At 59.0% G+C, this 15,541-nt stretch carries 11 protein-coding genes and 1 pseudogene; 11 read left to right on the forward strand and 1 reads right to left on the reverse strand.

All coding sequences use genetic code 11. The features are described 5' to 3' along the window. Positions 1 to 81: 81 nt before the first annotated feature. A complete protein-coding gene (locus Enr8_RS24155) occupies positions 82 to 990 on the reverse strand; it encodes an ABC transporter ATP-binding protein (RefSeq protein ID WP_186767852.1) in 909 nt (302 codons plus the stop codon). A 104-nt stretch (positions 991 to 1,094) separates the two neighbouring features. Between Enr8_RS24155 and Enr8_RS24160 the strand changes: the two genes are divergently transcribed. From Enr8_RS24160 to Enr8_RS24210, 11 genes and pseudogenes are all read left to right on the forward strand, one after another. Continuing rightward, the gene (locus Enr8_RS24160; protein WP_146436723.1) at positions 1,095 to 2,189 is read left to right on the forward strand and encodes an aromatic ring-hydroxylating oxygenase subunit alpha; all 1,095 of its coding nucleotides are present in this window, start codon (positions 1,095 to 1,097) and stop codon (positions 2,187 to 2,189) included. Then, positions 2,186 to 3,961, forward strand: a complete 1,776-nt coding sequence (locus tag Enr8_RS24165; protein ID WP_146436725.1) for an AAA family ATPase — start codon at positions 2,186 to 2,188, stop codon at positions 3,959 to 3,961. Before Enr8_RS24160 ends, Enr8_RS24165 begins: the two co-directional genes overlap by 4 nt. Positions 3,962 to 4,101: 140 nt before the next feature. After that, positions 4,102 to 5,940 carry an ABC transporter substrate-binding protein gene (locus Enr8_RS24170; RefSeq protein WP_146436727.1) on the forward strand — a complete coding sequence of 613 codons (1,839 nt, stop codon included), beginning with the start codon at positions 4,102 to 4,104 and terminating at the stop codon, positions 5,938 to 5,940. 54 nt (positions 5,941 to 5,994) lie between these two features. Then, positions 5,995 to 6,933, forward strand: a complete 939-nt coding sequence (locus tag Enr8_RS24175) for a vWA domain-containing protein (protein ID WP_146436736.1) — start codon at positions 5,995 to 5,997, stop codon at positions 6,931 to 6,933. Positions 6,934 to 7,021: 88 nt separating this feature from the next. Continuing rightward, positions 7,022 to 8,569, forward strand: a complete 1,548-nt coding sequence (locus Enr8_RS24180; protein ID WP_146436738.1) for a phosphate ABC transporter substrate-binding/OmpA family protein — start codon at positions 7,022 to 7,024, stop codon at positions 8,567 to 8,569. Positions 8,570 to 8,608: 39 nt separating this feature from the next. Further along, on the forward strand, positions 8,609 to 9,328 hold the full coding sequence (locus tag Enr8_RS24185; RefSeq protein WP_146436740.1) for a hypothetical protein: 720 nt from the start codon (positions 8,609 to 8,611) through the stop codon (positions 9,326 to 9,328). 59 nt (positions 9,329 to 9,387) lie between these two features. After that, positions 9,388 to 10,197, forward strand: a complete 810-nt coding sequence (locus tag Enr8_RS24190; protein WP_146436743.1) for a hypothetical protein — start codon at positions 9,388 to 9,390, stop codon at positions 10,195 to 10,197. A gap of 49 nt (positions 10,198 to 10,246) precedes the next feature. Continuing rightward, a complete protein-coding gene (locus tag Enr8_RS24195) occupies positions 10,247 to 11,314 on the forward strand; it encodes a type 2 periplasmic-binding domain-containing protein (protein WP_146436745.1) in 1,068 nt (355 codons plus the stop codon). A gap of 118 nt (positions 11,315 to 11,432) precedes the next feature. Further along, the gene (locus Enr8_RS24200) at positions 11,433 to 12,227 is read left to right on the forward strand and encodes an ABC transporter permease (RefSeq protein WP_146436747.1); all 795 of its coding nucleotides are present in this window, start codon (positions 11,433 to 11,435) and stop codon (positions 12,225 to 12,227) included. A 141-nt stretch (positions 12,228 to 12,368) separates the two neighbouring features. Beyond that, positions 12,369 to 13,637 carry a twin-arginine translocation signal domain-containing protein gene (locus Enr8_RS24205; RefSeq protein ID WP_146436749.1) on the forward strand — a complete coding sequence of 423 codons (1,269 nt, stop codon included), beginning with the start codon at positions 12,369 to 12,371 and terminating at the stop codon, positions 13,635 to 13,637. Positions 13,638 to 14,995: 1,358 nt separating this feature from the next. Further along, positions 14,996 to 15,541, forward strand: a pseudogene (locus Enr8_RS24210) (transposase); the annotation flags it as partial.

Below are 15,541 nucleotides of genomic sequence, written 5' to 3' on the forward strand. Positions count from 1 at the left end.
GGCGAGGTTGAAAAATGCCACGATGGCATTTTTCAACAGGCAGCTAGGTCCTTCTCGACGCACCCTACCAAGGAAGCCTCGTTACGGCGAGCCGGCCGCTTCCTCGTGTTGCTTCTCCAGTTCGTCCCAAAACGTCACGAACTTGAGGTGGTCGTGCTGGAACTGGGCGCTGAAGATGCAGCGGATCAGCTCTTCTTTTTGCTCGACAAAGCGGCTGATATCTTTCGGTTCGTCCGGTTTGAAGACTGGCGCCGGGCGGTCGTAGACGATCGTCGCACCATTGGCGCCGTCGGCGTGATATTGCGATAGCCCGACCACGCGATCGCTGACGAAGAGCGCCTCGTTCAGCTCGTGCGTCACCATCACAATCGTATGGGGGGGCGTCCGGTTCTCTTCCCGGGCTTGCACATTTTCGGCATAGAGCTGCAGCAGCATCAATTGCAACTCTTCCCGCATCGCTTCGTCCAGTGCGCCAAACGGTTCGTCCAGCAGGAGGATCTTGGGCTGCATGATCAGCGCCTGGGCGATGGCGACCCGCTGCCGCATCCCGCCCGACATCTGATTGGGATACATGTCGCGAGCGGCACCCAGGCCGACTTTCTGTAGAAAATCGTCCGCTTGCTCCAAGTGTTGCTTGCGAAGCTTGCGCCACCCGAAATAATTGAAGACGCGAAACGGGGTCGACGTCTGATCCAACTTCAGGCCAAACGCGACGTTCTCGCGGGCGGTCAAAAAGTCGTACAAGCTATAGTGCTGATAAACGATGCCGACGTCGCGGTTCGGAGCGGTCACTTGACAATCGCCGACCAGGATCTGGCCAAAGGTGGGCGGATGCGTTCCCAAAACCGCCCGCAGTAGCGTCGACTTGCCGCAGCCGCTTGGTCCGATCAACGCCATGATCTGGCCAGCGCCGACGCGCAGGTTGACCTGATTGAGCACTTTTTTCGGTCCGTAGGCGTGCGAAACGTCAACAATATCGAGAACAGACATGCGACCTGCGAATATTTGGAAAGCGGAAGCGAAGTCATTACGGCGGTAAATTATCGGCCGGCGAACCTCTCGGGACCAGTAGGGCGAACTTGGGAACTTCCACGATGGACTATCATTTCGATCCCACGATTCCGATCGAAGCGGCCCCGACGCCGCCTGCCTCATGGTACACCGACCCCGCTTTTCTCGCAGTCGAAAAAGCGGAGGTGTTTGAGAAAGCCTGGATCGCGATCGGGCGAACCGATCAGGTTGCCGAACCTGGCAGCTATTTCACTGCCAGCGTTGCCGGCAACCCGATTCTCGTCCTCCGCGACGAGGAAGGGACGCTGCGGGCGATGCACAACGTTTGCCGGCATCACGCGGCGGTCGTCGCCCAGGAGAGCGGCAAGGCCTGTGAGTTGGTCTGCCCTTATCACGGCTGGACGTATCGTCTGGATGGTCGTCTGAAACGGGCGCCGCAAATGGGGAAGATGACCGACTTTAACGTCGCCGATTTTTCTCTGCCGCCGATCAGCGTCGAAGCCTGGGGCCCGTTTATCCTGGTCGATCTCGACGGACCGGCCGGCGGAAAAAACAATCCGCGACACTTGCCCAGCGACGTCGGACCGATTGTTGCGCCGCTGGCCGAACTCGGTTTCGAGACCATGCAGTGGATCGAGCGTCGAAACTACACGATTAACTGCAACTGGAAAGCCTTCGTCGATAATTCGCTTGATGGCGGCTATCACGTTTCGTACGCCCACGAGCAACTGGCGGCCGGGCTTGAATTTGGAGGTTACGCCACTCATATTTATGACCGCTCGTCGGTGCAAATCTGCGAAACCAAGGGAACTGATGGACGCTTGGGCGAAAAAGTAACCTACGCCTGGCTCTATCCCAACTTTTTCATCAACCGCTATGGGCGGATGATGGACACTAACCTGGTGCTGCCGCTGGGCGTCGACAAGTGCCAGGTCGTGTTTGACTTTTACGCCGACTTTGACGATGTGCAAGAGTGGCGGGCGAAGCGGATGATTCGCAACTCGATCCAACAAAGTCACGTTATTCAGCTAGAAGACGTCGCGATCTGCGAATCGGCCCAAACCGGCATGCAATCGCTTTCGTTCACCCGCGGTCGTTATTCCTCGAAGCTCGAACGATCAGTACACGCCTTTCACAAAATGCTGTGGATGGAGATCCAGGAAGCCCTGCCGAAATGAATCCGAATCACGAGTTCTTCTCTGAACTAGCCCGTCTGCTCAACTCGGGGCAATCGCGCAGCGTCGTCCTCTCGGGCAACATCTACGATTTGCTGTGGGATGGCGCCAGTTACGTGCCGCTCAATTCGTTCTTGTTCCAGAAGACCAAGACCAGCGGCTTGATCCAACTGGTCTACGAACTGAATGGCCCGATCCGCGCCGACGAGGCCTCGCTCAGCAAACTGCGCGGCGCGTGGGTCGAATGGAAATCAGGCGTCGACGCCAATCTGCTCGCGCTGCAAGATCTGCAGCAGAAGGGCTCGAAGCTTGAGTTCTTCCAGGCCGAGTTCGATCGTCACATGCGCGATGCCACCGGTAACCCGACGCTCGCGCTGGAACTGCTGCGACAATTGACGATCTGCTCGCGGGCTTCTTTGCGTGAGAACCTGCTGATCATCATCGAAGCGGCCGACATGCTGCTTCCCGAAGCCGGCAGCCTGGCGTCGCTGAACGATCGGCAACTACACCGCATCAGCATCGTCCACGACTGGTTCGGCGATCCGGAGTTCGCCGAGGGCGCCGATTCGGTCTGCCTATTAGCGGAGTCGCGTAGTTTGATTCACAGTCGCATCTCGCGAATGCCGCAGGTGCTCAGCGTCGACGTTCCGGCGCCTTCGCTCGAGCATCGCGAAGGCTACGTCCGACATTTCCTCGACAACAACACCCCGGCGCCCAAGCTCTGGTCGAAGCCGCGGGCTTTGGCCGAATGCACTGCCGGGCTTTCGCTGCAGGCGCTGCGGCAAATGCTCGCGGGCGCCGCCTACTCCGGCGATCCGCTCACCGTCGCTCAAGTCTTTGACAAGGTTGAAGAGTACATCCGTACGCAACTGGGCGACGACGTCGTCGAGTTCAAGAAGCCGAGCCATACCCTGAAAGACGTCATCGGCTTTTCCGATCTCAAAGAGTTTCTTGATCGCGAGTTGATCCCCCGCTTCAAAGCGAAAGGCGCCAAAGCGCTCCCCGGGGCCGCGGTTGCCGGCGCAATCGGTAGCGGCAAGACCTTTATCTTTGAAGCGGTCGCCGCTGAGCTTGATCTGCCGGTGCTGGTGCTGAAGAACATCCGCAGCCAGTGGTTCGGGCAGACCGACGTCATCTTTGAACGACTGAAGCGGGTGCTCGACGCACTCGACAAGGTCGTTATCTTTGTCGACGAGGCCGACACGCAGTTTGGCAGCGTCGACGCCAACGCGCATGAGACCGAACGTCGTCTGACCGGCAAAATCCAAGCGATGATGAGCGATCGGCAGTTGCGGGGCCGAGTGCTGTGGCTCTTGATGACGGCTCGAATCCATCTGCTTTCGCCCGACATTCGTCGTCCCGGTCGCGTTGGCGACTTGATCATTCCGGTCTTGGATCCGGTCGGCGAAGATCGCTTGGCCTTCATTCGCTGGCTGCTGACGGCGGTCGAGATCGAAGACGAAGAAGCGCCGAGCGAAGAGAATCAGATCACCGAGCTTGATCTGTCGGTCCTCGCGTCCGACTACTCGGCGGCGGCGTTCGCTTCGCTCCGCTCGCTGCTGGCGGCGCTGGAGCCCAAAACCTGGGAAGAAGTGCGGGCCGCAATCCACGATCAGATCCCGCCCGAAATCGGCGCCACACGCGAGTACCAAACGCTGCAGGCGCTGCTCAACTGCACGCGTCGCTCTCTGTTGCCTGATCCCGATGTCAACGAAGAAGTTCGTGAAGATTGGCGGAAACGGATTCAGGAGCTTGAGCTGCAGGGAATCCGCTAATCGGTAATGCCTGCGTTGTTGCTCGAGATATGTAATAATAGGCGATCTGCGGCCCCCATCCTTGGGCCGCGAGCGTAATGTCCGCAATAAAAACGGTTCGCCGACGAATAGACGCGTAAACCAACTCACGGGAGATGTTGATGTTCCGAACGACCTTGTTTGCGTTGACAGCATGTTTGTTGCAGTTCGCTTCGACGGCGACCGCGCAGGAAAAGTTTTCCAGCATTACCGGTCCGCTTGACGTCACCCCGGTTGCGAAAAGCGAGCCGATCCAAGTCCCGTTCATCACTTGGGGCGGCGACGCGGCGACCTTCTACGCCAACGGCGGACTCGATACCAAGCCGGACTCGATCTACGGCAAGGCCGGCTTGAAACTGAAGCTGACGCCCGGCGACGACTTCGTGCAGCAAGTCAAAGACTACATGGGCGGCAAGTCGCCGTTCCTCCGCGGCACAATGCGGATGCTGGGCCAAGCAAGCGAAGTGATCGGCAAAGATCCTCGCACCAAGCCGGTCATTCTGCTTCAGCTGTCGTGGAGCGCCGGCGATCATATCGTCTCCCGCGAAGGGCTGAAGACGCTCAACGATCTGAAGAAAGATGGCAAGAAGGCGAAGATCGCCTGCCAGCAAGGTGGCCCTCACGTCGGTCTGCTGTATGACGCGCTAGCCGCCGCCCAGTTGACCAACCAGGATGTCGAGATTGTCTTTGTCGATGACCTGACCGGCCCCAACGGCGCGGCCGAGAAGTTCCGCACCGATCCGTCGATTGACGCTTGCTGTGTAATCACGCCTGACATGATTGGCCTGACCGGCGGCGTCGACTCGGCCGGAACCGGCGCCGAGGGAACCGTCAAAGGCGCCCATGTGCTCGTCTCGACGCAGAACATGTCGCGCTCGATCGCCGACGTCTACGCCGTTCGGCACGACTGGTACGAGGCGAATCGCGACAAGGCCGAGAAGTTCGTCGCCGGCTATCTGCAAGCGGCCGTCCAAGTAAAGAAACTCCGCGACGATTTTGAAAAGTCGCAGCGGCTTTCGCCCGAGTATCGCAACCTGCTGACGCAGTGCCAGACGATCTTTGGCGAAGAGGTGCTGCCAACGCTGGAAGTCGATGCGCACGGGCTGCTCTTGGACTGTAACTTCGTCAGCCTGCCGGGCCAGATCGCCTTCTTCGAGCAATCAGGCAACCTGAGCGGTTACAACTCGAAGATGACCGCCGCCCTCGACTTGGCGACCAAGTGGGGTTACGCCACGTCGCGCCGCGGCTTTGATCCTTCTGGCTTCGACTATCGCAAGATCGCCAAGCTGGCCAACATCGAATATGTCGAGCCGTCCCGAATCGTCCAAGCCGAAGGGGTGATGGAGTTCCCCGACGATGACTTTGACGACGACACGATCGTCAGCTTCACGATTTCGTTCGAGCCAAACCAGACCGACTTCTCGGTCGATCGCTACGGAGCCGAGTTTGATCGGGCCCTGCAATCGGCCAGCACCTTCGGCGGCGCCGCCGTCGTGATCCGCGGGCACTCCGACCCGACCAAGACGCTGGTACAGCTGCTGAAAGCCGGGATCGAAAAGGGGATCATCCGCCGCACCGGGCAGCAAGGGTCGTACAAGTACTTCCTGAACACGCAGAACGGGTCGAACGAACTCGATCTCGGCCAAACGCCGGCGCTGGTTAAGCTGATCAAGACTGGCGCGTTTGAAGGCGCCGCCGATAGCCCGCTGCAAACGATGCAGGCGGCGCTCAACCTTTCGCATGCCCGGGCCGAGCAGGTCAAGCAGGCGATCGTCAACTACGCCGAGAAGAAAGGGGTGAACGTCAACCTGTCGCAGTTGCAACCGGTTGGCGCCGGCATCGCCGATCCGGTCGTCTCGAAGCCATCCAGCATGGCCGAAGCGAAGCAGAACATGCGGGTCGAATTCCGGATTGTTAAAGTCAATCCGGAAACGCTGACCGAGTCGGACTTCGACTTTTAAGCGGCGGCAGGCTACGGAAAACTGCTTTTCAAAAAACTTGGGGGGAACGACGACATGCACCGTCTGCTGCTCGCTGCGATCTTGACCGCCGGAAGTCTCATTCAGGCTTCCGCCGCTCTGGCCGCCGACAACCTGAACGTGGTCGTAATTCTCGACAACTCCGGCTCGATGCAGGAAGGGATGAACTCGGGCGGACCGCGAATCGCTGCGGCTAAGACCGCCCTGCAGAAGGTCTTGGACCAAACGCCCGACAGCGCCAAAGTGGGCGTCTATTTGCTCAACCCAGGGCGAAAAGGGAATTGGCTGATTCCGCTGGGCCCGGTCGATAAGAGTGCGATCAACGACGCCGTCTCCAGTTTGCGAGCCGACGGAGGGACGCCGCTCGGCAAATCGATGAAGTCGGCGGCCGACGCGCTGTTGAAACTGCGCGAAGAACAGCGTTATGGCGACTACAAGTTGCTGATCGTTTCTGACGGCGAAGCGACCGACGCCAACCTGGTCGAGCGCTATCTGCCCGAGATCCAGGCTCGCGGTTTGCTCGTCGACGTCATTGGCGTCGACATGGCCCGCGAACACAGCCTGGCGACCCGAACCAGCACCTATCGCAACGCCAGCGATCCGGCGTCGCTCGAACAGGCGATCTCAGCGGTCGTGCTGGGCGAAAGTGGCGCCGACGCCAGCGATGCCGGCGAGTCCGATTTTGAGCTGCTCGCCTCTTTCCCAAGCGAAATGGCGGCCGAGTCGCTCAACGCACTGACCACGCTGGCCAACGATCCGGTCGGGACCAGCGGCAGAAATTCGTACTCCGCCAACCCCAGGCCGGCCCCGCCGGTCGCCAATAGCCCGCATTTTCCGAACAATTCGGCGCCGGTGGGCAATCAACCAGGCGGACGGAACGGCGGCGGCGGCTTTTCGTTCGGCAAGATGCTATTTTTGATGGTGTTCATCGTGATTGTGCTGCGGGTGATTTCCTTCATTGCCAAGCGGCGATAATCGCGTCACAATGGGGGGAAATTTTCGCAAGTGCGACGCCCCCAACACGTTACCGCTCGTCCAATCCACTTCTCTGAGGAATCGTTGAGTGTCGAAAGGCAAGCTCCTTGCCGCTAGTATCGTTTGGCTGATGATCCTCGCCGTTGGCGTGATCACCTGGAAAGTCGTCTTTGCGCCGGCCGTCGAAGTCTCGCGCGCCGAACAAGAACGGCTGGCGGCCGAGAAGGCCCGGCAAGAACGAGAAGCGATGCTCAAGCGAGGCGGTTCGGCCAGTCGCTACCACACGCAAGTCAATCTCGCGTTGGATGGCTTCAGCGGCTATGCGGTGCTGCGTTCGCCCGAATTCGCGGAGGCGCTCCGCAAGCAAGGGATCAAGCTCGACCTGGTCGACGACGGCGCCGACTATCCAGCGCGCCTGAAGTCGCTGAAAGAGGGCAAGACCGATCTGGCGGTCTTCACCATCGACGCCCTGGTCAAGACCTGCGCCGAAGAAGGAGACCTGCCGGCCACGATCGTCGCCCTGATCGACGAAACGGTCGGCGCTGACGCGATCGTCGCCTACAAAGAGGTCTACCCCAACGTCGACGCCCTGAACGATCCCGAGACGCGGTTCGTGCTGACGCCGGACTCGCCTAGCGAGACGCTAACACGGGTCGTCATCTCCCGGTTTCAACTCGACCAGTTAAGCGCTGACCCGCTGATCAAAGTGGCCGACGCCGCCGCCGTGGTTGATAAATACAAAGCGTCGAAGCCTGGCGACAAGCTCGCCTACGCCCTGTGGCAACCGTTTGTTGCGCAAATGCTGAAGAACGAGCGCACGCACGTTGTCGTCGACAGCTCTCGTTTTCCTTCGGCGATTGTTGACGTACTCGTCGCCAGCGACGACTTCATCGCGAAGAATCGCGAGACGGTACTAGAGGTCGTCAAAGCTTACCTGACGGTCAACCACCAATACCGCAGCGACGCCGATCGCATTCAGCTGGTGATGGAAGACGCGGCGTCTCTGGATGCGGCGCTGACGCGCGAAGAAGCGGCGCAGCTGGTCGAAGGAGTTTGGTGGAAAAATACCCAGGAAAATCTCGCCCACTTCGGCGCCAAGCCGGAGGCGAAACTGCCTCATCTGGAAGACATGATCGCAGGCGTCACCCGGGTCATGCTCGAGTCAGGCGCCATCGCCGCCGACCCGACCGATGGCCATCCCAACTACCTGTACGACGATTCGGTGCTGAAAGAGCTGATCGATTTCCATCCAGGCGACGAGGCCGAAAAGATCCGCGGCGCCATGATGCCGAAACTAACCGACAAGCAGTGGGAATCGCTAATCCCGGCTGGTACGGCGCGGGCGCCTAAATTAGTTTTCGCCCGCGGTACGGCTCGGTTGACCGAGCGCAGCCGCGTGCTGCTGGATGATCTTGCCGGAACGCTGCAATCGACCCGATACTACGTGATTGTGCGGGGCAATGCGTCGCGGCAAGGAGACTTGGAAGCGAATCAAAAGCTCGCCTCGCAGCGAGCGCAAGAGGTGGAGCGTTACTTGATCGAACAAGGGGTTGATCGTGATCGACTGCGGGCGATCGGCGTTCAACCGAGCGGCGACACGTCGGTTTCCTTCGTGCTTGGCGAACTCGCCTACTGAGCCTTGCCAGGCAACCGCGTATCGAATCGACTTGGGCCGATGGACGAACTGAAGAAAAAGGTACTACTCGATCTCTTCGTCTCGCCGTGGACCCTCGTACCGATCGTCGGCGGCTTGAGTGCGTGGCTGATTTCGTGGGGAGTCGACGGCGATACGACGTTAAATTTACTGGGACTGGCCGGCGTGTTGTCCGGCGTGGGGATTCAAGCCTCGCGGCTGATTTTCGGTCTCGAAGAGCTGACCCAAAAAGCGTACGGCTACCTAACCGAGAAACAACGACGCGAGCGAGACGCCAGGCTGGACGAACTGGCTCGCAAGCTCGAACAAGATGAGGATCCGCGGAGCGAAGAATGCCTGGTGAAGTTGCGCACGCTGTACGCCTCGCTGGAATCGGAACCCGATCCGCGCGGCGCCGCCTTCGCGTTTCGCCAGCAGGTCGACGCCCTGTTCTATGCGGCGATCCGGCAACTGGAGCGCTCGCTACGGTTGTGGGAAAAGGCGAACCGTCTGCCGCATGGCGCCGGCCGCCCGCTGCTAATAGAACGCCAAAAGGCGGTCGACGAGGTGGTCGACACGGTCGAGCACCTGGCTCGCACCGTGCAGCAGTACCATTCGTTCCGCTTGCAGGATAGCGACGATGAGTTGTCGAAGCTCCGCACCGAGCTCGACCGGACGATGGAAGTCGCCCGACGCGCTGAGCAGGTGATGGACTCGATCGAGTCTTCGCCTGATCATGACGACGCCAAGTACGAACTTTAACGACCCAAACGATTCACCACCAAGTAAACGAACCGCATTTTGCGAAGCGAGGTTTCTGAATGTTCAAAGCAATCGGCAAGTACGTACGTGCGGTCTTCTACCTGGTCACGTTCCGTATCGATAAAGCGAGCGAAACGTTGCGGATGAACCCCGGCGTCATTTCCGCCAACTACGATCGCATCATCGAAGAGAAGCGGAGCCGCATCAATCAATACAAAGACGCGATCAGCGCCATGATCGCCCAGGAAGAGAACAAAAAGAGCAAGCTGAAGACGCTGACCGAAGAACTCGAAAAGCTCGAAAAGCTGAAGGCGGGCGCCGCCGCCAAGGCTCGCCAGGTCGCCGCCAAATACAACGGCGACGCCGAAGCGACCCGCAACGACGCCGAGTACCAGAAGTGCCAGACCGCCTTCCGCGACTTCAGCAGCACCCTGTCCGAAAAGCAGGCCCGCATCGCCGAGATCGAGGCCGATCTGGAGCAACTGGTCGAAAACGTCAACGGCCACAAGTTGCAGATTCAGACGCAACTTCGCGATCTGGAGAAGCTGGCCGAAGAGAAGCACGACGCAGTCGCCACCGTGTTGTCCGCCAGCGAAGAGCAGCAGATCGCCGACCTGATGACTGGACTGTCGGAAGACCGGACCAGCGAAGAGCTGCGGGAACTGCGCGAACTGCGTCAGAAGGCAAGCGCCAAGGCCCGCGTCAGTCGCGAACTAGCGGGACTCGACACCAAACAGGCCGAAGCCGAATTTCTCGAATTCGCCGTCAACAGCCAGGCGAACGACGAATTTGACTCGCTCATCGGCCTGACCGAAAACAAGGAGTCGGACGACAACGGCCCGGAAACGACAAGAATTCCGGAAGCGTAACGAATAGCTAGGCGGACGCAGATTCAAGTCAATAGAAAGGAAGTCACCCGTGAGAATGTTTCAATTCGTTTCATGCGTAGCAATGCTGGCGGTCGCCGTCGGTTGCAATACCAGCAGCAACAACTCTGGCGGCGCCGGCGAAGAGACGCCGGTCTTTAGCCTGGCCTGGAGCGAGTATCCCAGCTGGTCGGTCTTTGGCGTCGCCCACGAGAAGGGCCTGATCAACAAAGACGAAGGCGCCCTGGGCGAACTGGAAAAGAAATGGGGCGTCGACATCGTCCTGGTGCAAGCCGACTACGACTCTTGCCTGAGCCAATACGGCAACTCGACCGTCGACGCGGTCTGCATGACCAACATGGACAGCCTGGCCCCGGCCACCGGTCGCGATTCAGTCGCGATTCTGCCGACCTCGACCAGCGTTGGCGCCGATGCCTGCATCACAGTTGGCGTCGATTCGGTCGAAGCTCTGAAAGACGTTCCGACCTACGGGCTCGAGAAGTCGGTCTCGCAGTATGCGTTTGAGCGTTGCCTAGAGCTGGAAGGCGCCAAGCCGGCCGATTTCGAGTTCAAGAACATGGATCCCGGCGTCGCCGCCCAAGCGATGCAGTCAGGCGACGCGGCCGTCAAGTCGATCATGGTCTGGAATCCCTTCGTGCTGCAAACGCTGCGTGATCGCGAAGGCTCGAAGCGGCTGTTCGACTCTCGCAAGATTCCGGAAGAAATCATCGACATGGTCGTCGTCAGCAAGTCGAGTCTGGCCAAGCCGGGCGGAGACAAGTTCGCCGCGGCGGTGCTCGACGCGTTCTACTCGGTTAACAAAATGTTGGCCGATCCCGAGCAGCGTGACGAAACGCTGAAGGCGCTGGGCGAGAAGTTCTCGAGCCTGGGCGTTGAGGACATGGAAGTGGTCGTCCAAGAGACCAAGATGTACGCCACGCCCGAGGCAGGCGTCGCGTTGTTTGAAAACAAGGAGTTCCAGGACACGACGATGCCGCATGTCGTCGACTTCTGCGTCTCGCACGACATCGTCGCCGAGAAACCGACCGTTGGATTTGGGGCCGCCGACCAGCAGCTCAACTTCGACGCGTCGTACATGAAAAAGGTGGAGTCGAAGTAGTCGCCCCAGCGACCTACTTGATTCATCCAATCCCGCAACAAGGCACGAAGCGTCGCTTCGTGCCTTCGCGCGTTGAACGCTTCCCCCCTCTCCTGCTCAACATCGTGAGACGCCGAGAATGATTCGCGGGCCCATCACCAACCGCAGCCGCATTCTGCTGGGCATCGCCAGCTTTTTCGTGCTGCTTGTCGGCTATGCCTTCATGTCGCATCGGGCGCACGTCGAAAACCCCCGCAACAAAACGATTCCCAACGCCACACAGCTGCAAGAAGGTTGGTACAACATCTGGGCCGGCGAAAACGGAATCGATCTGTGGGCCGATGTGAAGGCCTCCGCCGCGCGGCTGTCGCTGGGCGTTGGCTCCGGCGTCTTGGCGGCGTTTGTGATTGGCCTGGCGATGGGCTGCTTCCCGCTGGTCGAGGCGGTCTTGATGCCGCCGATCTCCTTTTTCGCCAAGATCCCGCCGACGGCGATGCTGGCCGTTTACTTCGTCTTTTTCGGGGTGACGGGGATGCAGATCTTCATCGCGCTGATCGCCTTCGGCATCTTTCCGACGCTCGCGCAAGCGATCGCCCAGGCCGCTCAAAAAGATGTCGACGACCATACGCTGTACAAATCGTACACGCTGGGCGCCACCGACTTTGAAGTGGTGTGGGAGGTCGTCATCCCGCAGATCCTGCCGCGCATCATCGAAAACGCCCGCCTGCAAATCGGCCCGGCGATGGTCTTTCTGGTCGCGGCCGAGTTCGCCCTGGCCGATCAAGGGTTCGGGTATACCCTTCGAATGCAGTCGCGGCTGCAAAACATGAACATCGTCTACACTTACCTGGCGCTGCTCGGCATCACCGGGCTGACGCTTGATTGGCTGTTGATTCAACTGCGACGACGCACCTGCCCCTGGTTTGGCGATTAGTAGCCGGGAATTTCGGCATCATGTTGTACCGCGCCTGACGCTCGATTATAGTTCCCCTAAGCTCCTTTACCCCGCCTCTTGGTCGCGCCGAGCTCCCTTTCGCGCGGCGGCCCTTCCCTGTCTGAACTGCAGAATCGAGCCATGCAAACAAACAAGCTATCTCGCCGCGACCTTCTCAAGACTGGCCTGGCCGCTGGCGCCGCGATTACCTGTTGGCCGTCCGGCAAGGCTTTCGCCGCCACCTCGTTTGAAAGCAAGTTGCCGGTCAAGGTGGTGACGCAAGAACCAAAGCATCACTGGTTCGGCTACTACGACAAGCTTCAGTTTGATCCAACCGGGCGATATCTGCTGAGCATGGAGATCGACTTCGAGCATCGTAAACCGACCGCCGCAGACGAGATCGCCCTGGGGATGATCGACCTCAAAAACGGTAACAAGTGGACCGAACTGGGCAAGACGACCGCCTGGGGTTGGCAGCAAGGTTGCATGCTGCAGTGGCTGCCTGGTTCCGACGCGAAGGTGATCTGGAACACCCGCGGCGACGACAGCTACGGCTCGCGGATTCTCGACATCAAATCGGGCGACACGCTCGAAGTTGACCAGCCGGTTTACGCGCTGAGCCCCGACCGCAAATCAGCGGTCACCGCCGACTTCCGCCGCATCAACGACGTCCGTCCTGGATACGGGTATGTCGGCTTCCCAGATCCATACGCCGATGACGACGCCCCCGCCGAGTCTGGCATCTTCTATGTTGATCTGACGACCGGCAAATCGAAGCTGCTGATTTCGCTCGCCGACATCGTCAAGGTTGGCAAAGTCCCGTGGGACGGCCCCGGCGTGAAGCACTACGTGAATCACCTGCTGGTGAACCCCGACGGAACCCGGTTCGAGTTCCTCCACCGCAGTCGACTTTCGACCGGCAAGTGGAAGACCCGCATGCTGACCGCCAACATGGAGGGGGGCGACATTCGCGTGCTGGACGACAACGGCATGACCTCCCATTTCATCTGGCGCGATCCGCAGCATCTGCTCGCCTGGAGTAATCAACCGTCGCACGGCGGCGCGTTCTACCTCTTCCGCGATGCCGAACAGCCGGAAGTCGTCGAAGCGGTCGGTACCGACGTGATGACCCGCGACGGTCACTGCACCTACTTGCCCAACCGCGACTGGATCGTCAACGACACCTATCCCGATCGCGACCGGTATCAGACGGTCTACCTCTATCACGTGCCGACGGGCAAACGGATCGACGTCGCCAAGTTCAAAGCGCCCAAGGCGTACACCGGCGAATGGCGCTGCGACACCCATCCCCGCCACAGCCCCGACGGCAAGACCTTGGTCGTCGACGCCCCGTTCGAGGACCAAGGCCGCCAACTGCACCTGGTCGATATCTCGTCGATCGTGGGCTAGAAAACGGGGCGAATATCAGAAGCGCACGAATAAAGGCTGGTACCGCGATTGGTACCAGCCTTTTTTGTTTCTTGCCCGAATCAACATTGGAACGCTATGCGATCCGATTCGGAGATTTTGTCTAAGCCCTTAACGTGTAAGAACTTAAAAGTGGAGCTGATGAGATTCGAACTCACGACCTCTGCATTGCGAATGGAGTTGGAAATCGAGGAAGCGTCCTATTTCTGGGAGTTTTTCGCAGCATATTGGTTCCAGGATGTCCATGAAATGTACCACTTCCATCTCGTTTCGTGCATTAATTCGTGCACTCCGCTGACGTGCCAATGAAGCTAGACACTTTGAGGTCAAACGCCAATATATCGCACATCCCGAAACCTCTCGCGTCGCTCACTTGGGTCACAGGCCAAGTTTGTCTGTTTCGAGTTCTCCCCTTCGCATTGACATCAGCGCCGGCGGCAACCAAGCCATAGATTTCATCCAAATCGTTCGTTTCGACCACCTGACAAGGGGTAATCATCGTCGGATCCCTTCAGTAGTCGCTAGCGATGTCAATTGTCCGTGAGAGCGGAAAAACTGCCGAGGCGACGCACCAACAGAAAAACGGTCCTTCAGGACTTCTTGTGGATCGCGGCTAAAAGCGGGGATCTCACCAACAAAGGCAGGGCTACCTGCATCTGCGCCGACCATTAATCGCCTGTGAGGGCGAGCGATCGACGGTCGGCTCGGACGAAGGCAGCAACCACCGTTATTTTCCGAGTAAATTCAAGAGCCCAGCCACTTACTGGCGAAAGCTTCAGGCAAGCGATGGCGACGAAAATGCCTCCCATGCTTGATCGAAACTGGTCATCTGTTCAGACTGGCGACCCACAAAAAAAGCCGGATGGACCAAAAAAACAATGCCATGCGAGCTGGCGGCTGTTTTTCATGGGCGACGATTGCTGCCAAGTAACAATTCCGAAGATGCTCGAGGCCCCCAACAAGACCTGTCCTGGTATCTTTCTGCTGCAATCGTAAATCTAGCTCAATGGTCGCCCGCCTCTTCCAATCTCCTCGCTTTTAATTCTTCGGCATAGCGAGCCGCGCGTTCCTTATACCCAACTGTTTCTCGAGAGCTCGTAAATCGACTATTCTTGATAGCCATCCGCCAACGCTCGTTGTCCGCGCGCGCTTCGTCCAGCGAATATCCGTGCGTCGTTAACCACGACTCAAGCCGATCAAACTCCGACTTCTGCTGCGGCGTCCAGTGAGGCGAGCGCTGTAGCTGGACCGACACCAGAATGTCCAGGTGGAGTGCTCCCCAAATCCTGATCCATTCGTTATGAAAGATCCAGAGCAAAAATTCTGGCGAAGGATTTTTTATGAGTAAGAAGCGACGTCGGCATTCGGCCGAACAGATCATCAAGAAGTTGCGGAACGCGGACGCCATGTTGGCGGCGGGCAAGAGCGTTGGCGAAGTGCTCCAGTCCCTGGAGGTGAGCGAGGCGACGCTCAGCCGTTGGCGAACGCAGTACGGCGGCATGAAAAGCAAAGAGGCGAAGCGGCTGAAATCGCTCGAGGAAGAGAATAACCGGCTGAAACGGATCATCGCCGATCAAGCGCTCGACATCTCGATGCTGAAGGAGATCGCCAAGGGAAACTGACCACCCCTCAGTCGCGACGCGAGGCGGTCAAGCAGCTTCAGGAGAACTATTCGGTCTCCGAGCGGCGGGCCTGTCGCGTGCTCGATCAACCCCGATCGAGCCAGCGATTCGAGGGGAAGCCGAAGGACGAAGACGCTCGCCTGACCAAGCGAATCTTGGAGCTGGTGCGCGAGCGTCCGCGTTGGGGCTATCGCCAGATCTGTCAGCTGTTGCGACGCGAGGGGGAAACCTTGAACATGAAAAAGATGCACCGACTCTGGAAAG

Source organism: Blastopirellula retiformator, from assembly GCF_007859755.1.
Taxonomy (GTDB): domain Bacteria; phylum Planctomycetota; class Planctomycetia; order Pirellulales; family Pirellulaceae; genus Blastopirellula; species Blastopirellula retiformator.